The sequence below is a fragment of the Flagellimonas sp. S3867 genome, assembly GCF_014698935.1.
Taxonomy (GTDB): Bacteria; Bacteroidota; Bacteroidia; order Flavobacteriales; family Flavobacteriaceae; genus Flagellimonas.
This window is the reverse complement of record NZ_JACVMN010000002.1, coordinates 296,433-315,452: the sequence shown is the minus strand read 5'-3', so window position 1 is coordinate 315,452 and position 19,020 is coordinate 296,433. Positions and strand designations below refer to the sequence as shown.

21 protein-coding genes are annotated in these 19,020 nt (G+C 38.6%); 9 read left to right on the top strand and 12 right to left on the bottom strand.

Annotated elements, in window-relative coordinates:
• Positions 1-5: 5 nt before the first annotated feature.
• Positions 6-1,382 (top strand): short-chain fatty acid transporter, encoded by a 1,377-nt coding sequence (locus IAG46_RS09100; RefSeq protein ID WP_190810045.1) that lies wholly within the window; start codon positions 6-8, stop codon positions 1,380-1,382.
• A gap of 60 nt (positions 1,383-1,442) precedes the next feature.
• Positions 1,443-2,084 carry a leucyl/phenylalanyl-tRNA--protein transferase gene (aat, locus tag IAG46_RS09095; protein ID WP_190810844.1) on the top strand — a complete coding sequence of 214 codons (642 nt, stop codon included), beginning with the start codon at positions 1,443-1,445 and terminating at the stop codon, positions 2,082-2,084.
• Here aat and IAG46_RS09090 read toward each other — a convergent pair.
• Together IAG46_RS09090 and IAG46_RS09085 are read right to left on the bottom strand one after the other, a co-directional pair.
• Positions 2,081-2,644 (bottom strand): DNA-3-methyladenine glycosylase I, encoded by a 564-nt coding sequence (locus IAG46_RS09090; protein ID WP_190810044.1) that lies wholly within the window; start codon positions 2,642-2,644, stop codon positions 2,081-2,083. The genes aat and IAG46_RS09090 overlap by 4 nt on opposite strands.
• 67 nt (positions 2,645-2,711) lie before the next feature.
• A complete protein-coding gene (locus IAG46_RS09085) occupies positions 2,712-3,101 on the bottom strand; it encodes a hypothetical protein (RefSeq protein ID WP_190810043.1) in 390 nt (129 codons plus the stop codon).
• A 130-nt stretch (positions 3,102-3,231) separates the two neighbouring features.
• Here IAG46_RS09085 and IAG46_RS09080 point away from each other — a divergent pair, with 130 nt between their 5' ends.
• The 6 genes from IAG46_RS09080 (at position 3,232) to IAG46_RS09055 (ending at position 10,172) form a co-directional block, all read left to right on the top strand.
• Positions 3,232-3,918, top strand: coding sequence for a TetR/AcrR family transcriptional regulator (locus IAG46_RS09080; protein WP_190810042.1), 687 nt, complete (start codon positions 3,232-3,234; stop codon positions 3,916-3,918).
• Positions 3,911-5,578, top strand: a complete 1,668-nt coding sequence (locus IAG46_RS09075) for a peptidase domain-containing ABC transporter (RefSeq protein ID WP_190810041.1) — start codon at positions 3,911-3,913, stop codon at positions 5,576-5,578. Before IAG46_RS09080 ends, IAG46_RS09075 begins: the two co-directional genes overlap by 8 nt.
• 7 nt (positions 5,579-5,585) lie before the next feature.
• Positions 5,586-6,938, top strand: coding sequence for an HlyD family secretion protein (locus IAG46_RS09070; protein ID WP_190810040.1), 1,353 nt, complete (start codon positions 5,586-5,588; stop codon positions 6,936-6,938).
• Positions 6,922-8,337: a TolC family protein gene (locus tag IAG46_RS09065; protein WP_190810039.1), complete on the top strand. Its 1,416-nt coding sequence runs from the start codon at positions 6,922-6,924 to the stop codon at positions 8,335-8,337. Before IAG46_RS09070 ends, IAG46_RS09065 begins: the two co-directional genes overlap by 17 nt.
• A 93-nt stretch (positions 8,338-8,430) precedes the next feature.
• Positions 8,431-9,261, top strand: a complete 831-nt coding sequence (locus IAG46_RS09060; RefSeq protein ID WP_223826690.1) for a YitT family protein — start codon at positions 8,431-8,433, stop codon at positions 9,259-9,261.
• A 281-nt stretch (positions 9,262-9,542) separates the two neighbouring features.
• Complete coding sequence (locus IAG46_RS09055; protein WP_190810037.1) at positions 9,543-10,172, top strand: thioredoxin family protein; 630 nt, start codon at positions 9,543-9,545, stop codon at positions 10,170-10,172.
• 55 nt (positions 10,173-10,227) lie between these two features.
• On the opposite strand, the gene IAG46_RS09050 is transcribed toward IAG46_RS09055, so the two are convergent.
• The 9 genes from IAG46_RS09050 to IAG46_RS09010 form a co-directional block, all read right to left on the bottom strand.
• Positions 10,228-10,455, bottom strand: a complete 228-nt coding sequence (locus IAG46_RS09050) for a hypothetical protein (RefSeq protein ID WP_190810036.1) — start codon at positions 10,453-10,455, stop codon at positions 10,228-10,230.
• Position 10,456: 1 nt separating this feature from the next.
• The gene (locus IAG46_RS09045; RefSeq protein WP_190810035.1) at positions 10,457-11,182 is read right to left on the bottom strand and encodes a pirin family protein; all 726 of its coding nucleotides are present in this window, start codon (positions 11,180-11,182) and stop codon (positions 10,457-10,459) included.
• A gap of 112 nt (positions 11,183-11,294) precedes the next feature.
• Complete coding sequence (locus IAG46_RS09040) at positions 11,295-11,933, bottom strand: isochorismatase family protein (RefSeq protein WP_190810034.1); 639 nt, start codon at positions 11,931-11,933, stop codon at positions 11,295-11,297.
• Between the two features lie 66 nt (positions 11,934-11,999).
• On the bottom strand, positions 12,000-12,425 hold the full coding sequence (locus IAG46_RS09035) for a MarR family winged helix-turn-helix transcriptional regulator (protein WP_190810033.1): 426 nt from the start codon (positions 12,423-12,425) through the stop codon (positions 12,000-12,002).
• Positions 12,426-12,662: 237 nt separating this feature from the next.
• The gene (locus IAG46_RS09030; protein ID WP_368668176.1) at positions 12,663-13,334 is read right to left on the bottom strand and encodes a hypothetical protein; all 672 of its coding nucleotides are present in this window, start codon (positions 13,332-13,334) and stop codon (positions 12,663-12,665) included.
• 137 nt (positions 13,335-13,471) lie between these two features.
• Positions 13,472-14,158 carry a tRNA pseudouridine(55) synthase TruB gene (gene truB, locus IAG46_RS09025; RefSeq protein ID WP_190810031.1) on the bottom strand — a complete coding sequence of 229 codons (687 nt, stop codon included), beginning with the start codon at positions 14,156-14,158 and terminating at the stop codon, positions 13,472-13,474.
• 39 nt (positions 14,159-14,197) lie between these two features.
• On the bottom strand, positions 14,198-14,992 hold the full coding sequence (locus IAG46_RS09020; RefSeq protein ID WP_190810030.1) for an undecaprenyl-diphosphate phosphatase: 795 nt from the start codon (positions 14,990-14,992) through the stop codon (positions 14,198-14,200).
• 2 nt (positions 14,993-14,994) lie between these two features.
• Positions 14,995-15,258: a DUF3098 domain-containing protein gene (locus IAG46_RS09015; RefSeq protein ID WP_190810029.1), complete on the bottom strand. Its 264-nt coding sequence runs from the start codon at positions 15,256-15,258 to the stop codon at positions 14,995-14,997.
• A 9-nt stretch (positions 15,259-15,267) separates the two neighbouring features.
• Entirely contained in the window at positions 15,268-16,146 is an 879-nt protein-coding gene (locus IAG46_RS09010; RefSeq protein ID WP_190810028.1) for an ABC transporter permease, read from the bottom strand.
• 76 nt (positions 16,147-16,222) lie between these two features.
• Here IAG46_RS09010 and IAG46_RS09005 point away from each other — a divergent pair, with 76 nt between their 5' ends.
• Positions 16,223-17,089, top strand: a complete 867-nt coding sequence (locus IAG46_RS09005) for a UbiA family prenyltransferase (protein WP_190810027.1) — start codon at positions 16,223-16,225, stop codon at positions 17,087-17,089.
• 7 nt (positions 17,090-17,096) lie between these two features.
• On the opposite strand, the gene IAG46_RS09000 is transcribed toward IAG46_RS09005, so the two are convergent.
• Complete coding sequence (locus IAG46_RS09000; RefSeq protein ID WP_190810026.1) at positions 17,097-18,920, bottom strand: T9SS type B sorting domain-containing protein; 1,824 nt, start codon at positions 18,918-18,920, stop codon at positions 17,097-17,099.
• Positions 18,921-19,020 lie beyond the last annotated feature (100 nt).

The window sequence follows — 19,020 nt, the reverse complement described above, 5'->3', positions numbered from 1 at the left end:
GCATTTTGGGCCTAACTAAGGGTATAGAAAGAGTTTTCAGAAGGTATTTGCCTTCTCCTTTCACAATTGCGGTGCTGTTAACGTTACTGACAATTGTTTTGGCTCTTTTTTTTACCGAAAACACTTCGGAGAAAAACCATTTGGTTACCATTCTTTCCTATTGGGAAAATGGGATTTGGAACAGCGGACTATTGGTATTTGCCTATCAAATGATGCTCATTTTGGTGTTGGGACATGTATTGGTATTGAGCAAACCCATGGAGCGATTGATCCTTGGCATTACCAAATTTGTAAAAAACACATCCACTGCAGCTGTTTTGGTCGTTTTACCTACGATGTTGGTTGCTTTCTTCAATTGGGGATTGGGACTCATTTTTGGAGCCATTTTAGCTCGTAAAGTAGGAGAGTATGCCCATGCCAATAACATCCCCCTAAATTATCCATTGATAGGAGCTTGCGGTTATGGTGGACTTATGGTGTGGCATGGAGGAATCAGCGGGTCTGCGCCAATAAAAGTTGCAGAGGAAGGACATTTGAAAGAATTGGTCGCTGGAATTTCCAATTTGGAATTGGCTGCTCAATTACCAGAAACACTCTCCACTTCCCTTACCGTATTTAGTAGTTGGAACATTATCCTTTTCCTTTTGGTTGCAATAGCAATAAGCATGCTGGTTTATTTCTTGGGAAAAAAAGCTTCTCCCCATAATTTCAAACTAAAAGAATACAAGTTTCAGTCAATCGACAAGAAAAATTTAAAGGGTGCCGAAAAATTGGATTATTCCAGATTGGCTGCTTCGCTCTTTGGCGGATTGATTTTATTGGCTTTTTTGTTACAATATTTGCCAGCCCTGAAAAAGTTGAACATTACACCAAACATGCTTAATTTTTTTATGTTGGGATTGGCAATCGTACTACATGGGAGTTTCAAAAGCTTTCTGGTCGCTGTTGAAGAAGCCATTGGAGATACAGCCGGAATTTTGATTCAGTTTCCATTGTATTTCGGTATCATGGGAATTATGGCCAGTAGCGGGATGATAACTGGAATTTCTGATTTTTTTGTTTCCATTAGCAATACTACAACCCTTCCGATATTTACCTTTTTGAGCGCCGGGCTTGTCAATATTTTTGTGCCCAGTGGAGGAGGGCAATGGGCTATTCAAGGACCTCTCGTGCTGGAATCTTCATTGCAATTGGGAGTTCCATTGCCCAAAGCAGTGATGGCGTTGGCCTACGGAGACCAAATCACGAATATGTTGCAACCTTTTTGGGCCTTACCACTTTTGGGAATCACCAAGCTTAAGGCCAAAGAAATACTTCCCTATACCTTACTTTTTATGCTGGTGGGAAGTATCATCTATATTGGTGGACTTTTAGTCTTCTAGCTCGTTTTATGTAACTTTATGTAAAACTGTATTTTGGAAAAGGACCAGAAAAAATTGCCATTGTTCTTTTTGGGAGATCGATTGGAATTCCCGCCAGTTGAAATGGCAAATGATGATGGACTGTTGGCAGTAGGAGGAGATTTATCCCCGGAACGCTTATTGCTAGCCTATAAAAACGGAATTTTTCCATGGTTCAATGAAGATGCATTGATTCTATGGTGGAGTCCAGACCCCAGAATGGTGCTTTACCCAAGAGACCTAAAGATTTCGAAAAGCATGCGAAAGATTTTACGCAGTAGCCAGTTTACCCTCACTCAAAACACCTGCTTTGAACAAGTGTTGGACAATTGCGCACAGGTCGAGCGTAAAGAGCAAGAAGGGACTTGGATCACACCAAAAATGAAATCCGCTTACATGGAATTGTTCAATAAAGGCTTTGCAAAATCATATGAAGTTTGGCAGGACAAAGAATTGGTCGGTGGGCTTTATGGAGTGGATTTGGGACATGTGTTTTGCGGAGAAAGTATGTTCAGTACGGTTGCCAACGCTTCAAAATATGCATTTATCAAAATGGTTGAACAGTTGCATGAGAAAAACTATAAACTTATAGATTGCCAGGTCCATACGGATCATTTGGAAAGCCTGGGAGCCAAGGAAATCCGAAGGGAGACATTTTTGAAAGCCCTAAAGCCGAAGACTTAAACTTCATTGTATCTAAAACAACTTACCTCGTGGTCATTGACCATTCCTGTGGCTTGCATCTGTGCATAAATAACAGTGCTTCCCACAAATTTGAATCCTCTTTTTTTTAGGTCCTTGCTGATGGTATCTGAAAATGGGGTCGTTGCAGGTCCTTCTTTGTAATTTTTAAGTGAATTTTTAATGGGCTTGCCATCGACAAAATCCCAGATGTATTTACTGAAGCTTCCATATTCCTTTTGGATTTCCATAAAAGCTTTGGCATTTGAAATTGTTGAATGGATCTTTAATTTGTTTCTGATAATCCCGGGATTATCCAGTAGTTCATCAATTTTATCTTGATTATAATCTGCAATTTTCCGGTAATCAAAATTGTCAAAGGCCTTGCGAAAATTTTCTCTTTTTTTCAGCACGGTTATCCAGCTTAGACCTGCCTGAAAGGTTTCCAATATCAAAAATTCGAAAAGGGTAGCATCATCTTTTACCGGGACTCCCCATTCCTTGTCATGATAAGCCTCATAAAGTGAATCACCTTCGCACCAACCACATCGATGTTTGTTCATATCAAGTTTTTGTTAAATATAATGGAAATCAGATTTTTTGCGAATGCTATTTTTAAGGACAAAATCTTTATCGGGATTCTTTTGTATCCTCTTGGACTTTTTCAGGGAAAATAAGTTCTCCTGTGCTTATACCACCGGCAAGGTCAGCAGTGAGTGTTTTGTATACCCTAAAGAACTTTCTGCCATCGGTTCTCTTAAAAGTAATCAAGGTTTTTTCTCCATAACTAATAGCTGTTACCACTATAGATGCATTTATCAAGGAAGATGTATTGGGGAGACCACCACGTTTTATTATAAAGTTTTTACGAGGGATATTAATATACGAGTAGTTTGTGGTCGAAGGTGCTCCAAGCACAAGCTTGTCGCCTATCTCAACTAAATCTGTCTGTTTTTCTTGCGCTTGTAATGAACCGAACATTACAAGAAGCAACATTGATAAGATGTAACAGTGTTTCATGGGATTTTTTTCTCCTAACTAAAATTACATTAATTTTTACAAATAGCAATGCTTTTGTTAAATAGTAGTTAAACTATTATATATTAATAGTAATACTATTAAATTTGAATGAATTTAAATAACTGATAACATGGAAAGACTTATGCAGTCCATTCGGATCGAAATCAATGACAAAATCTATCTAAAGGATCCAGAATCGTCAGATTTAGGAAGAAGAATTATCCAACAGAGCATTCTGATGATTGACGAAATGGGATTTGAAAGCTTTACGTTCAGAAAATTGGGTGAGCGTATCAAGTCCAATGAGAGTTCCATATATCGCTATTTTGAAAATAAGCACAAGTTGCTGGTCTATCTTACCTCGTGGTATTGGGGCTGGCTTGAATACAAGACGGTCTTTGCTACTAGCGGGATTGCTGATACAGCAGAAAAATTGCAAAAAACTATTGAGATCTTAACACAGACAATCCAACAAGATGTATCCTTTTCCCATATTAATGAGGTGCTGCTCAATAAAATTGTCATAAACGAATATTCCAAATCATACCTAACCAAGGAGGTAGATCAAGAAAATAAGGAAGGTTATTTTGTTATCTATAAAAGATTGGTGAACAGGCTAAGTGAAATGATCATTGAGGTAGACGCAAAATTTCCCTTTCCTTCCAGCCTTGCCAGTACAATTTTGGAGGGCGCATTGCATCAGTACTTTTTAAAGGAACATTTCCCAAAACTTACCGATTGTAATGAAACAACAACCCCGACACACTATTTTACCGACTTGGTTTTTAGAGCTTTAAACCCCAACAACTATGGCTGAAATGATTCTAACCGCTTGGCAGCGGCTTCTTGGACTGCTAGCATTGGATAGAAAGGACATACTTCAAATTTTTTACTACGCCATCTTTGCTGGCTTGGTAAATCTTTCTCTTCCACTTGGTATTCAAGCAATTATCAATCTGATTCAAGGCGCTCAAGTAAGCACCTCATGGATTGTTTTGGTGGTACTTGTAACACTCGGAGTTGCCTTTTCGGGCACCTTGCAATTGATGCAGATGCGTATTATTGAAAACATACAGCAGAAGATATTCACCCGTTCTTCGTTTGAATTCGCGTATCGTTTTCCTAAAATAAGAATGCACGAGCTCCGCAATTATTACCCCCCGGAATTGGCAAATCGATTTTTCGACACATTGACCATTCAAAAAGGACTATCCAAGATTCTAATTGACTTTCCTGCCTCATTCCTTCAGGTGGTTTTTGGACTTTTGTTGCTGTCGTTTTATCACCCATTCTTTATTCTTTATGGTCTGCTTCTTGTCCTTTTAATTTATGGGGTTTTCAAGTTCACAGTACAAAAGGGATTGGAAACAAGTCTTGATGAATCCAAAAACAAATACAAAGTGGCCCATTGGATTCAAGAAATTGCAAGATCCCTGGTCAGTTTCAAATTGTCGGGCAAAACAACACATGCCATGGACAAGAATGACACTCTTGTAACCGATTATTTGGATGCAAGAGAGGGGCATTTTAAAGTATTGGTCCTTCAGTTTATACAGATGATTGGGTTCAAAGTTTTGGTTACGGCCGGACTTCTATTGATCGGTGGATTATTAGTGTTGAACCAAGAAATGAATATTGGACAGTTTGTGGCCGCAGAAATTATCATAATTCTTGTCATAAGTTCTGTGGAAAAAATGATTTTGGGTCTTGAGACCTTCTACGATCTTTTAACCTCCTTGGAAAAACTGGGACAAGTTGTGGATAAAGAGTTGGAACCCCAAGATGGCGAGAAACCTTTTGGAAAAAATGAAGGATTTGTCGTGGAATTGAAAGATGTGTCCTATAATGTGCCCGAAAGGGACAAAAAAATTATAGACAATGTTTCGTTGACAATTACCCCATCATGCACGATTCTTTTGCAAGGGTCAAGCGGTTCCGGAAAATCTACCCTCTTAAGACTGATGGCTGGAATCTTGGAGCCAGACAGTGGAAAGATTTTTGTCAATAACGTCGCCATTCAAGGAATGAGCCTCAATTACTATCGCTCACATTTGGGGCAATCACTTAGTGAGGAAACTCCGTTCGAAGGTACGCTGCTGAACAATATCACCTTTGGTGATAAAGCAATTGCTATGGACAATGTTTATTGGGCCCTAGAGAAAACAGGGTTAACCCAATTTGTCAAAGAGCTACCCCAAGGTTTAAATACCGTGCTATATCCGGAAGGGCGACAAATTCCTTATACTATTTCCAAGAAAATAGTGTTGGCCAGAAGTATTGTGAGCAGACCAAAACTGCTGATTCTTAAGGATCCCCTTGATCAGTTTGGCGAAATCGAAGCTGAAAGAATTATGGACTTTTTAACCAACCCTGAAAATGGCTGGGCTTTGGTCATTGTCAGTGAGAACCCTAAGTGGGTTGAGCGCTGTGGACGTATTATTACCATGGAAAACGGAAAATTGATTAACGAAAGATAGAATTGCCATGCTCAATATATCACCCAATAAGTTGAATGAAAAGGTAGATCTTGGCGGTTATAAAGCAGCCCAAAAAGTCTTTGTAAAAAGGCACAATAAACACTTCAATAGATTGCTGACCGTATTCTCGGTAATTGTAATTATTGTTATGTTCCTTCCTTGGACGCAAAACATTTCTGGTAAAGGATATTTAACTACGCTAAAGCCAGACCAGCGTCCGCAGACCATTCAATCCCCAATACCAGGGCGGATTGAAAAATGGTTCGTGAAAGAAGGAGATTTTGTTCAAAAAGGAGACACAATTCTGCATATTTCAGAAATTAAGAGCGAATATTTCGATCCTAATTTGATTGCTCGTACTGGCAAGCAAATAGAGGCCAAATCCATGGCCGTTAATTCTTACCAAGAAAAAGTAAAGGCATTGAACGTTCAAATTGGGGCACTTTCCAATGAACGTCAGCTTAAATTGGAACAAGCCAAAAACAAATTAATTCAGTCAAAATTGAAAGTGCAGAGTGACAGTATTGATTTGGAAGCAGCCAAAACCAATATTTCAATAGCAGAACGCCAGCATACTAGAACTTCCCAGTTACAAGAAGAAGGACTCAAGGCAATTACTGATGTAGAAGGAAAAAAGCTCAAGCTGCAAGAAACCCAGGCCAAATTGATTTCGCAAGAAAATAAACTCCTAACCAGTAAAAATGAAGTAATAAACGCCCAAGTTGAAATCAGCAGGGTGCAGGCCGAATACACGGACAAAATTTCAAAGGCAAGAAGCAATATGCTCACGGCTCGATCAAACCGGTTTGATTCCGAGGCCCAAGTGACCAAGTTGGAAAATGCATACACCAATTATGAGGTTCGAAACAGTATGCTGTACATCCGCGCACCTCAAAGTGGCTTTATAAACCGGGCTTTGCAATCCGGTATTGGTGAAACCTTTAAGGCAGGGGATCGTTTAGTGGGAATAATGCCGGACAATTACGATATGGCTGTTGAAACCTATGTCGAACCTATAGACCTTCCCTTGATTCATGTAGGGGAGAAAGTAAGAATTCAATTCGATGGTTGGCCAGCAATTGTATTCAACGGATGGCCCAATGTTTCGTTTGGAACCTTTGGAGGAAAAGTGGTAGCCATTGAGACTTTTATCAGTGATAACGGAAAGTACAGGATTCTTTTGGCACCAGACAAAGACGACGTTCCATGGCCAGAGGCCATACGAGTTGGATCCGGTGCAAATACCATTGCACTCTTGGAAGATGTTCCAATCTGGTTCGAGTTATGGCGCCAGTTGAATGGATTCCCTCCCAATTATTACCAACCGGAAAACAAAGTGGCGGATGTCAAGAAAAAATAGCCTTAGTATTCTGTTTTTTATGTTATGCTTGTCAGCCATAAACAAAGTTTATGGTCAGCAGGATACCCTAGTGCTCAATTTCAGAGAGTACTTGGGTTATGTGAAGAAATATCATCCTATTGCCAAACAGGCCCAACTGACTATAGCCATGGGTCAAGCCAATTTAATGAAGGCCAGGGGTGGATTTGACCCTAAAATTGAGGTAGATTATGACCGAAAGGAATTTAAGGGCACCGAATATTGGGATAGGCTCAACACCACATTTAAAATTCCAACATGGTTTGGGGTGGAACTTAAGGGAAATTTTGAGCAGAATCAGGGAGCATTCATAAATCCAGACGAAACCCTTCCCTCAGACGGATTGTACAGCGCTGGAGTTTCCATGTCGCTTGGGCAGGGTTTTTGGGTCAATGAACGTATGGCAACCTTACGAAAGGCCAAGTTCTTTAGAGAACAGTCCAAGGCTGATCAAGATGTATTGGTGAATGAAGTGCTTTATAAAGCCTCACTGGCTTATTTTGATTGGTTAAGGGCACATCAAGATGCCAAAGTCTTTAAAGACTTTTTGCGCAATGCGAAAGTTCGTTTTGATGGAGTAAAACAACGGGCAAAAGCTGGTGATATCGCTGCGATTGATACTGTTGAAGCAAAAATTACCTTGCAAAATAGGATATTAGGCATGGAGCAGGCCAAGGTAAAATTGATGAAAAAGTCCTTGGAACTATCCAATTATCTTTGGATAAATAACGTGCCCGTAGAATTGCAAGAACAAGTGATCCCGGATATGGAGATCGAGAGAGATATTGATAGTACCTTAGAGATTTTAGGACGCCCGTTGGATAGCTTCACTTTGGAAAACCACCCGAAGTTAAAATCTTTGGATTACAAAATTGACGGCCTAGCTGTAGACAAGCGGTTAAAAGCAAATAAACTATTGCCCAAGCTGGATGTGGAATATAATTTTTTGACTGAATCCCCAGATAATATAAGTTCATTTGTACCGGATGAGTTCAAAGGTGGTGTTACATTTAGGTTCCCCTTGTTTTTACGAAAAGAAAGAGGTGATTTAAAATTAGCGAAGTTCAAGCTTAGGGATGTGGAATTTGAAAGAGATAATGCTCAGGTCGAAATTCAAAATAAGATAACAGCAATCTACCGTGAATTAAATTCGTATACTGTCCAAAACAAATTAATTGAAAGCATTGTTACTGATTATGGTACTTTACTTGCAGCCGAAGAGCGCAAGTTCACCTTTGGTGAAAGTTCCCTGTTTTTGATCAATTCCAGAGAAAGTAAGCTTATCGATGCCAACCTAAAGCAGAATGAGGTTCAAAACAAGTTCTTTTATACTAAAGCCATGCTTTTTAAAAGTCTGGCCATTAATCCACAAATACTGTAAAATATGAAGGCAGAGATCAGAACATGGAAAATTTACAGGCGATTGCTCAAGGCACCAAGAACACAGATTACCCTAAAGTCTTTTTTTAGGGATATGTTTTTTATAATTGTTGGTATTTTCTGCGCAGCTTTTGGTTTAGAAAGCTTTTTGTTGCCCAATACATTTATCGATGGTGGTGCCACGGGAATTTCCCTGTTGATAACTGAAGTTACCACCATTCCATTATGGATGCTCATTGTTTTGGTGAACCTTCCCTTTTTGGTATTGGGTTATCGGGTCATTGGCAAAACTTTTACCATAAAGGCCATTGCTGCAATTTTGGGGTTGGCATTGGTACTTGCTTTGGTACAGTTTCCAGAAGTGACCCAGGACAAGTTATTAGTAGCGGTTTTTGGCGGATTTTTTCTGGGTGCCGGCATAGGACTCTCCATTCGGGGAGGGAGTGTTTTGGATGGCACCGAGGTTCTGGCCATATTTTTAAGCAGAAAATTGTCGGTTAAGATCGGGGATGTCATCATCCTTATCAACATTCTGATATTTTTGGCTGCCGCCTATCTACTCTCGATTGAAACGGCCCTGTATTCCATGCTGACCTACTTGGCTGCATCAAAGACATTGGATTTTGTGGTAGATGGAATCGAAGAGTATACCGGGGTGACCATCATTTCAAAAAAAAGTGAGGAGATCAGACAGGTTGTCACCGAAAAACTGGGAAGGGGCCTTACCGTGTACAAAGCTACAGGTGGCTATGGCAAGGAAGGTATACGAAATGAGTATGATGTAATATACACGGTGATTACTCGATTGGAAATCCGAAAACTGAACATCGAGATCAGCAAGATCGACCCCAAAGCTTTTGTGGTAATGAACAGCATCAATGATACAAAAGGCGGTATGGTCAAGAAAAGATTTTTAAAAACTTGAATCTTAGATTCTATTTTTTCTTTTTAAATACCCGTTTCGTATCATAAATGTGTTTTTTTCGTCATTCCGAATTTATTTCGGAATCTCAGAATGCTGATATTAGCTAGCTTATAATGAGAACCTGAAACAAGTTCAGGTTGACAAACCATGATTATGGTAAATTACGAACAATCAACCTTTTCCTATAAGATTACCCTGTAAGTTTTATCCATTTCTAACAACCAATGACGGAAGTCACATTTTAGCGGATTTATGCAGTTTAACTTTGGAGAAAATTTGACATGGAAGTAGCAGAAAGAAACATATCGAAAAAACAATTGGAGTATATCCAAAAAGGCATCGCGAAAGGGATAAGTTATCAGGAATATCGTGATTTGGTGAGTGATTTGGCCAAGAATAGACAAACCACGGGTGAGGAGCAGTTGGAATCATTGATCAATTATACCGAATTGAACGATCGTCGTATGAAACGATGGGACAAAACCTTAAAGATTCCAGCCGATGTTCAAGAAAAAATTGCCAAGATAGATTCCAAAATGACCTTTTTGGTCCTTAGCGAAAGCTGGTGTGGCGATGCGGCACCAAGCTTACCGGTGATGAACAAAATTGTGGAGCTGAACCCCAATATTGATTTTAAAATCATTTTACGGGATGAAAATTTGGAGTTGATGGATGAATTCTTAACCAATGGGTCCCGTTCCATTCCTAAATTGATCGTCTTTGATGAAACATCCGAAGAAGTTGCAGGAGAATGGGGTCCAAGACCAAGTATAGCTACCCAAATGGTGGAAGATTATAAAAAAGAGCACGGGAAATTAGATGCACAGTTTAAACAAGATCTTCAATTGTGGTACAACAAGGATAAAGGTCAGAATACTTTAGAGGATTTGTTGGAGTTGCTTTTTAACTAAGATTTGCGAGCACACATAGAATATGGTATTAACTATGCTCCTTATTATTGCTAGTTTATTTGTTTAGCCAGTTCCGAAATAAATTCATTAGCAAAGGTTGAGCTATATAAACCATTAGTATTACTAAAACTGTTGTTAAAAGCAGCTCTGCCATAACTTCACTTACTCCTAATGCTATTAACTTAGGCATAAAGAATGGCATAATTGTAAAAATTAAAGGTACAATGGCAATCCAAACTATGATTGCCATTTTCCATTTTTTCGGTTCTTTATGTTTAGTCATTTTATCTATCTGTAATTCTTTTATAATTTACTGTAGTTGGAGATTTTAGAACAAACAGCTCGCTATTTTCCATAACATTTATACTTATTTTTTCAGTAGCGCTTGTTTTTGTAAAGCTATTTTTTCGCATTTCATTTCCGTCAATTTCAATACTACCCTCCATTAAATAGAAAGAATGAAAGCTATTCTTATCCAAATTGATAGTATGATTCCCCTTTGGAAATTTATATCGCTTTGCGGAGATGCCAGGTGCATCAGTTTGTATTGGAGCATTTTCTCCTGCGTATAATTTCACCTCATAACCATTTTCAAGTTCCCAATTAAAAGCGTTTGCTTGATAATCTTTGTAGTATGGTGCTTTGCGCAGTGCTTTACTAAAATCTGGATCAAACCAAATTTGAAAAGCTCTTGAACCTTTCCAGTATTTTTCCGAGTGTTGTAAACCACTTCCTGCTTGAATATGTTGTACACCATCAGCAGGTAAAGGTGTCCATTTGTTGGTAGCTGTATCGTAATGTTCCAGACCGCCTTCAAAAATGAAAGTAAGTATTTCTATTCCTTGGTGTGGATGCATAGGAAAAGCACCTTCTTCAATGGCTTCAACATTAGCCCAATATAAAAGGTTGGAATATAAAGGTTCTCCAGACAAAGGTTTGTTTTCATGAAGGCTACCTCCAAAAAGGGAAACACTTTGTTGCTCTTTTTTTGACTTTATATGTAATTTCATTTTATATGTTTTATTTGAATTAAATATATTTCCAAAAGCCCAACCTGAAGTTCCTAATAGAACTCCAAGGGTTGAACTTAATTCCAGAAAATATCTTCGCTTCATTTTAGATTTATTTTCTCTGCTTTACTGAAGATAGATAGCTTTCGTAAATCCAACCATAAGAAGTAAATTGCCCTAGAACACCACCTAATTCCATAGATTTTTCATCTCTCCAATCACGCATTAATTCTGCATTAACTGAAGCCCAAGTTGCCACTTTCGCGCCAGCTTGAGATAAACGATGCATAGTAGCATCTTGTACCATTTTGTTCCAAGTTCCAGAAGCATCAACAACTGCATAAGGATCATATCCATCACGAACAGCTGAAATTGCTGGAAATAATAAGCAAACGTCTGTCACAATTCCAGCCATAATAACTTTCTTTCTTCCAGCTTTGTCTATTGCAGCTTTAAAATCTGGATTATCCCAAGCGTTTATCTCTCCTGGTCTGTCAACAATAGTTGCATCTGGAACGATATTTAATATCTCTTGCCAAAAAGGACCGTTTGGTCCATCAGCCATACTTGTAGTTATGATAACTGGAATCCCAGCTACTTTGGCCATGGTAGCCAATGCTTTTAAATTATTTTGCAGTAAGAGAGGGTCAATGTCTCTAACGCTTGCTAGCAAACCAGTTTGGTGGTCTATTAATGTTAGCACTGCGTTTTCTTTTGTTAAAAACTCGGTAAATCTGTTGTTTGTGTTCATAATACTAATTTAAATTTATAATTGTATAGGTAATATTTGTATAGGAGAATGTAAAATTAAATTTTTTTACCCCCTAATTTTGATTAAAATTTTTGAAACAATTTTAGCTTCATCTTCGGTAATAGAGTAGAGGACTTTAATAAGTTCGTTAATTTCTTTAGTTGCTTCTAATAGCACTTTTATTCCTTTGTCAGTAATATCTATATCCATCTGTCTGCGATTAGTTTCACACAGACTACGTGTAACCCATTTTTTGATTTCCATTTTATCAATTAAACGTGTGATATTGCTACCTTTATCGATTACCTGGTCTTTCAAATATGAAGCCGATACTGGTCTATTTTTAGCACCATTTAAAATTCTTAGGATATTATATTGGGCTGGTGAAATATCATAAGGTTTCAAAACTGCCTTCAATTGATGCATATACCAACTTTGGGTTGTTAGCAGTTCTACCGCAACACTTTGATATAAGTCCTTTTTGTTTTTCATTGTATAGGTGATAGTTTCCTATGCAAATATATAATTCATTTTTGACTATTCAAAATCCTTATTGAAAAGCTAACGGTTTACAGGGAATTAACTGTAACGCTTATGATGTTGCTCGTTTTTAAAGCGCTAGACCAGATAAGTGAAGTTGTGGATTTTTAACTTAATAAGCCTTGCTAAATAAGTCTACATAGTTTGAGTTGTAGAACAGTGTCGTTGGGATAAAAAGAAATAAGTAGCTTACTTACTTTGGAACAAATACGTAATGGTTCCTATCTGAGTGTCTTTGGAATCCGAGCTAAACCGTGCCTTATATGCATAGGCAATGGCGTTGTCTACCAAACAACCGTTGGAAGTACCAGAACTTTTATCGTTAAAGGTGGCTTCGGATACATAGCCACTTGAATCTACCTTTATATTAATAACAACCTTGCCTCCCTCGATACAGGTATATATAGGAGGGGGGAGTGAGTAGGCATTTCTATCGACCAAGGAATAGCTTATTGAGGTACGTTTATCTTTCAAATTGTTGGTGAATTCTTCTTTTTGAGACTCACGTTCACTTAGCTGTTGTTTTTTTTCTTCCCTTTTAGCGGCCAATTCCTTGAGTTGGGAAGCAAATTCTCCATTCGCGTCAGAAGATTCACTGGCGTCACTGTTCAGAGCACGCTCTTCCATTATTTCTTCCAAGGTTTTTAAGGGTTCTGGACTTTTTACTGAAGGTTTAGCGGTCTCGTTAAAGGCCAAATGGCTTTTAATAGGGTCATTGTTGACGAATTCTTCTAATCTTTTCACCTCTTCTTCCAACAGCGCTTCGATGTCTTCATCGGCCAGACTCATTTCAATAACATACTCTTCCTCCTTAACGCCTCCTAAATGAATATTGAACAACAACAATACAATTATGGACATGGAGAAAAAAGTTATTAATAACGATAACTGGTTTCTGTTTAGGTTCATGGTCCTATTATAACCGATTTTTTATAAAAATATTTTACTCAATTCAGATGTCCAAATCACCATCTAAAGGATAATTGGTCTTACCTAGACTACAAATTTTCCTTGAAAGCAAGTGGACTTACAGCATTAATTACGTTGAAATCGCCTATTTTGGTTCTTCTGAGGGCCGATAAATGTGCTCCGGATTGTAGGGCTTGGCCAAAATCATGGGCCAATGAACGAATATAGGTGCCTTTGCTACAGACGACCCTAAAATCGATTTTTGGCATGTTTATTTGGGTAATTTCAAACTCAAATATTTGAACAATTCTGGATTTTATCTCAATTTTTTTTCCCTCGCGTGCCAATTCGTACATGCGTTTACCATCTTTTTTTAGGGCTGAGAAAATGGGAGGGACCTGTTCAATTTCTCCCAAAAACTGTTCGGTTGTGGCTTTGATAAGTTCCTCGGTTATGTGTTTTACAGGAAATGAATGGTCCACTTCCGTTTCAAGATCATAGGAAGGAGTTGTAGCTCCCAATGTAAAAGTTCCGGTATATTCTTTGACCTGTCCTTGAAGTTCTGGAATTTTCTTGGTGAATTTTCCTGTGCAGATAATCAAAAGACCAGTAGCCAACGGATCTAACGTACCCGCATGACCAATTTTTATTTTTTTGATGTTAAACTTTCTTCGGATAGCCCATTTTAGTGCGTTTACAGCCTGAAAAGAGGACCACTCCAAAGGCTTATCGATCAACAAGATCTGTCCGTTTAAAAAATCGTCTTTGGTTTTCAAAAATTCAGTAGGTTTTGAGGTAAAGGTACTAAGTTAAGATTACCCCCAAATGCTCCAAGCAATGGCAATAAGACCTACAATTACGCAATAAATGGCAAAATAGGTGAGTTTGCTTTGGCGTACTAATTTGATCATCCAGGTACAAGCGGCAAGTCCAGCAATAAAAGCAGCAGCAAAACCGACTCCCATGGCAACGGCTTGGTCACCGACAAAATTAATATCACCTCCCAAAAGATCTTTGGCCACTTTGCCGATAATCAAGGGAACTACCATTAAAAAAGAAAATCTAGCGGATTTGGATTTGTCCACCCCCAATAATACGGCAGCGGATATGGTGGCTCCACTTCGTGATATACCAGGTAATATGGCCACAGCTTGCGCCATACCAATAACAAATGCACTTCGGTATGACACTCCTTTGTCGGTGGTTTTGGCCAAATCGGCCAAGTATAAAAGGAATCCGGTAATAAGAAGCATTATGCCCACAATGATAATGGCTCCATCAAAAAACACTTCCAAAAAATCCTCTAAAAAGAAACCTACCAGCGCTGCGGGAATCATGGAAATGATAATTTTGAGCGAAAATTGGGTCTGCTCATTCCATTTGAATTGGAATAACCCTTTGAAAATATCCCAAACATCTTTTCGGAAAACAACAATAGTGCTTAAAGCTGTAGCAAAATGCAAAACAACAGTGAACAAAAGACTCTCTTCTGGAAGGGAATCTGCACCCAAAATGGCTTTCCCCAATTCTAAATGTCCACTTGATGATACCGGTAAAAATTCAGTAAGTCCTTGGATAATACCAAGGATGATGGCGTCAATAATGTCCAAAATTATTTTTTGTTTTTGTTAGGGTTCAACAATATGGCATATACCTGAATGCCAAGTCCGATCAGCACTAAAGTAGGTGCCAAGCGGATTCTTCTAAAATTGTATATATCCGGATTAAAGACGTTGGGGTCATCACTTCCGCCACCGCTCATCAAAATAAACCCTAGGGCAATCAATCCAAGGCCAATAAAAAGAAAGATGTAGTTTTTCTTTTGAAAAACAAACTCTTTGGTTGGCTTTTGAACATTCTTATTTTTCTTGCTCATATTGTAAAGTTAATAATAAAGATCGTCTGTCCTTAAATTCAAAAAACGTTGGGTGGCAATATGGGTGCTCAACCATGAAATTAGCACTCCGAGTCCAAAAATCCCGGCAAATAACGTAATAAGAACAACTACATCTTGAAATATAGCCAGCTCCGGAAAATTGGTATTTACATAGTAAAGTACAATTGCCAATGCGACCAATGCGATTAATGACCCGAGTATTCCCAGTTTAATATTGGTCCACACAAAAGGTTTTCTAATAAATGTTTTGGTGGCCCCAACCATTTGCATAGTCTTGATAATGAATCGTTTGGAGTAAATGGAAAGTCTTATGGAGCTATTGATCAGCAACACGGCTATAAATGTGAAAATTGCACTTGCGATTAAAATCCAGAGACTAATTTTCTTGACATTATCATTGAGCAAAGAAATTAAGGGCTTGTCGTAACTCACCTCATCCACATATGTTTTGGAAGCAAGCTCATCTGCAATCTCCGCAATCTGTGTTGTGGAGACATAATCGGCCTTCAAGTTGACATCGATCGAATTTTTAAGGGGGTTATATCCCAAAAATTCAATGAAATTCTCACCAATGTCCTCACTATACTGTTCTGCGGCATCTTCTTTTGAAACAAAATTGGCTGATTTGGTATAATCGGCCATGGCCAAACTTTTTTGCAATTGTTCTATCTCAACAGGCTTGGCATTGTCCTTTAAAAAGACCGAAACGGTGATTTGTTCCTTAAAATGATCCGCCAATTTTTTGGTGTTCAATACCAAAAGTCCCAAAACTCCCAATAAAAAAAGTACAAGGGCAATACTTAGCACTACCGAAAAATATGAGGAGATCAGCCTTCTGCGTTGGTATCGTTCAATATATTGGGCCATACGTAAAATTCAGTATGTAAAAATAGAAAAGTAAATCCTAATCATTGTGATAAACTTATTTTTGTGGTTTAACAGTATGAAGAGACTTTTATTTGATTTGAAAATTTCGAGGCCGGGCTTATGGTTTCCAACCATTTGGATTTATCTCGTTCCATTTGGAAACGAAGAAGGCTTTCTGAACACATTTCCATTTTGGTTAGGATTATTTTTTGTCACCTTTCCTTTGAATTATCTTGTTTACGGATTGAATGATTATAATGATTTTGAAGCTGATGCAATTAATAGTAGAAAGGGAAATTATCTTTTTGGAGCGAAAGCAAGGAAGGAACAATTGAAACCTATACTGAGACGTATTGCTTTGGTGATTTTGCCTTTTTTTATTGTTTTCACTTTGCTTTCCGGCATTAAAATGTTGTTACTGTTAGTTCTAATGGTATTCGTTAATATTATCTATAATTTTGAACCGTTTCGGTTAAAGGAAAGACCTCCATTTGAAATTTTGATTCAATCGGGATATGTACTTACCGTCTTTTTTTGCATTCAGTTGAACGGCTTACCTAAGCTTCCATGGCAAACAGTAATTTATTTAGGCTTATTTGCTTTTCAAGCTCACATCGCTGGTGAGATTATGGACATCGAGCCTGATGAGCAAGCTGGAAAAACAACTACTGCTGTCCTTTTGGGAAGAAAAAAGAGTAAAATCTTAATGCTTTTGTTATTGGTGGTCGAATCATATTTACTCCTATACTGGTTTGGTGATTGGGTTTTGGCTTCCTTTTTAATGCTTTTCTCCGTTTGGTTGATATTAGATATCTTTTTTATTTTCAAAGACAGACCCTATACTAACGAACAGATGGTCTTTTTTGGATATGCCATTAATGCATCAGCCATTCTGACAATGATATGGGTATTGTATAGTGCTAAATTATTGATGATACAATAGATAAGGATTACCTTTTTAAAGCAAAATGGCCTTTAAACAAATTGTTGCCAATCTTTACCGTGTACCAATAGTCAGATGCCGGTAAAGGTTTATTGTTGTAAGTACCATCCCATGAGTAATCTTTACTTGTAGATTGGGCAATGAGTCTTGAAGTTCTATCAAAAATACTGATTTCAAAATCCTCAAATGCCTGGATGCCTTCAAGTTTAAAACTGTCATTGAACCCATCACCGTTAGGGGTGAAAAATCGAGGCAGAACTAAATGGACAAAAGGAAATTGGACCGCACCACAATAATTCTTTTCCTTGACAAATGCGGTATATGTACCACCTTCAAGGTTTTCAAAATTCGGACTGTCCTGATAATTAAACCCATTGAGCGAATACACAAAATCACCCATATTCTGGGTTACTATGGTTAAATCTCTATGATTGGAAACCACACTATCCACTATAGGCTTGTCTATCTGGATTACTTCTATTGTTTTTGTGGCACTGCATCCATTCAAATCGGTTACACGTACCGTATAAGTTCCAGGCTTGTCCACGGTTATTTCGCGTGTATTCGCTGCGGTACTCCAAAAATAAGTGGCATTGAGGAAATCGGCAGACAAAACCAAGGTTTCGCCTTGACATAGAATCAGATTTTCATCTTTCAAAACGGGCAGGTCATTGAAAACAATTGATACGGCGGTTCTTGAATCAGAAAAGCAACCGGCAATTTCTGTCACTGCTTCTGCATAATAGGTTCCGCTTATGGCTGTGGAATAGAACCGAGTGCCAGCCTCCAATAGGTTTCCGCCTGTTGGTGCATCATACCAATCCGCAGTTATACCATCTGGAGTGGAAACAGATACCCCTCCCATAGTATCGACACAACGGGAAACATCGCCCAAAGAAATCGGGGCGACCGGCTTACCTTCAATAATAACCTGAAAAACATCGGATACGGTATTGCATTTTGAGTTGGAAAGATTGACCGGGTCCTCCGCAACCTTAACCCGATATCTTGTGGTGCCAAAAATTAATGGAGAGGTATAAGTTTGGCTGGTTTCTCCAACGAGATCATTCCAGTTGACCCCATCAGTGCTTTCTTGCCATTGATAGGCATGGGTGCTATAAACAGAAAAATCCGGATTTGCAGTCAGCTCAACGGTGGTCGGGGCATTTTCTTGACATACACCGAGGATGTTGGTGTTATTTGCGGCATCCGTTAAAGTAATTCGATCACCGCAAGCTTTGAAAACAATATCATCAATTGCGAGATCATTGCCACAACCGCCGGCTCCATTGTTAATCATTTTTAAAATAACAGACGTCTGACCTGGCAAGGTCTGGAAAACCAATGCATATTGTTCCCAAACCGGTGAGGTCTTGTCAAAAATACTTCCCGTATCACCAGTTGCCAATAAATTGGTATCCGTATTGTCCCAAATCTGGAATTTGACATTCACAGGAATACCATTGCCGTTACAGCCTGATTTGGGATGTAGGTTCATCAACCACGATGAAAATTCATAAGAGGTATTTTCACAAAGTCCACTGATCGTTCTGCGGAAAAATTCACCAGCGGTAAAACTGGCATTTACAATAAATACTTTCCCTTCCGTGTCTCCTGGGGTATGATCATTGGTGTCAAACCAATCAAAATAGGTTGTCGTACTCGAAATGGTATAGCTTCCATCAATAGGCTGCCCATTTACATAAGTATATGAGGTTGCTCCTGAAGGAAGTGCAGGTCCGTTAGTTGTGCCGGCCCCAAAAGTTTCCATAAAAATGGGGTCGCCTGAATTACCGCTGCAAAACCCCAATTGCGCATCGATGTTAAACACGATGAAGCAAAAAAATAATATTGAGAGTATCGGGGTTATTTTTCGCAATGGATGGCTTCTTTATGGCTTTATAGGACAACGCATTTTATCTTTTTCGCTT

What these genes read in the sequence shown, in the direction of transcription:
- IAG46_RS09090 (WP_190810044.1), bottom strand. Translation starts at nt 2,644, where the DNA reads ATGAACAAACATCGATGTGGTTGGTGCGAAGGTGATTCACTTTATGAG.
- IAG46_RS09085 (WP_190810043.1), bottom strand. Translation starts at nt 3,101, where the DNA reads ATGAAACACTGTTACATCTTATCAATGTTGCTTCTTGTAATGTTCGGT.
- IAG46_RS09080 (WP_190810042.1), top strand. Translation starts at nt 3,232, where the DNA reads ATGGAAAGACTTATGCAGTCCATTCGGATCGAAATCAATGACAAAATC.
- IAG46_RS09075 (WP_190810041.1), top strand. Translation starts at nt 3,911, where the DNA reads ATGGCTGAAATGATTCTAACCGCTTGGCAGCGGCTTCTTGGACTGCTA.
- IAG46_RS09070 (WP_190810040.1), top strand. Translation starts at nt 5,586, where the DNA reads ATGCTCAATATATCACCCAATAAGTTGAATGAAAAGGTAGATCTTGGC.
- IAG46_RS09065 (WP_190810039.1), top strand. Translation starts at nt 6,922, where the DNA reads ATGTCAAGAAAAAATAGCCTTAGTATTCTGTTTTTTATGTTATGCTTG.
- IAG46_RS09060 (WP_223826690.1), top strand. Translation starts at nt 8,431, where the DNA reads ATGTTTTTTATAATTGTTGGTATTTTCTGCGCAGCTTTTGGTTTAGAA.
- IAG46_RS09055 (WP_190810037.1), top strand. Translation starts at nt 9,543, where the DNA reads ATGGAAGTAGCAGAAAGAAACATATCGAAAAAACAATTGGAGTATATC.
- IAG46_RS09050 (WP_190810036.1), bottom strand. Translation starts at nt 10,455, where the DNA reads ATGACTAAACATAAAGAACCGAAAAAATGGAAAATGGCAATCATAGTT.
- IAG46_RS09045 (WP_190810035.1), bottom strand. Translation starts at nt 11,182, where the DNA reads ATGAAATTACATATAAAGTCAAAAAAAGAGCAACAAAGTGTTTCCCTT.
- IAG46_RS09040 (WP_190810034.1), bottom strand. Translation starts at nt 11,933, where the DNA reads ATGAACACAAACAACAGATTTACCGAGTTTTTAACAAAAGAAAACGCA.
- IAG46_RS09035 (WP_190810033.1), bottom strand. Translation starts at nt 12,425, where the DNA reads ATGAAAAACAAAAAGGACTTATATCAAAGTGTTGCGGTAGAACTGCTA.
- IAG46_RS09030 (WP_368668176.1), bottom strand. Translation starts at nt 13,334, where the DNA reads ATGTCCATAATTGTATTGTTGTTGTTCAATATTCATTTAGGAGGCGTT.
- IAG46_RS09015 (WP_190810029.1), bottom strand. Translation starts at nt 15,258, where the DNA reads ATGAGCAAGAAAAATAAGAATGTTCAAAAGCCAACCAAAGAGTTTGTT.
- IAG46_RS09010 (WP_190810028.1), bottom strand. Translation starts at nt 16,146, where the DNA reads ATGGCCCAATATATTGAACGATACCAACGCAGAAGGCTGATCTCCTCA.
- IAG46_RS09005 (WP_190810027.1), top strand. Translation starts at nt 16,223, where the DNA reads ATGAAGAGACTTTTATTTGATTTGAAAATTTCGAGGCCGGGCTTATGG.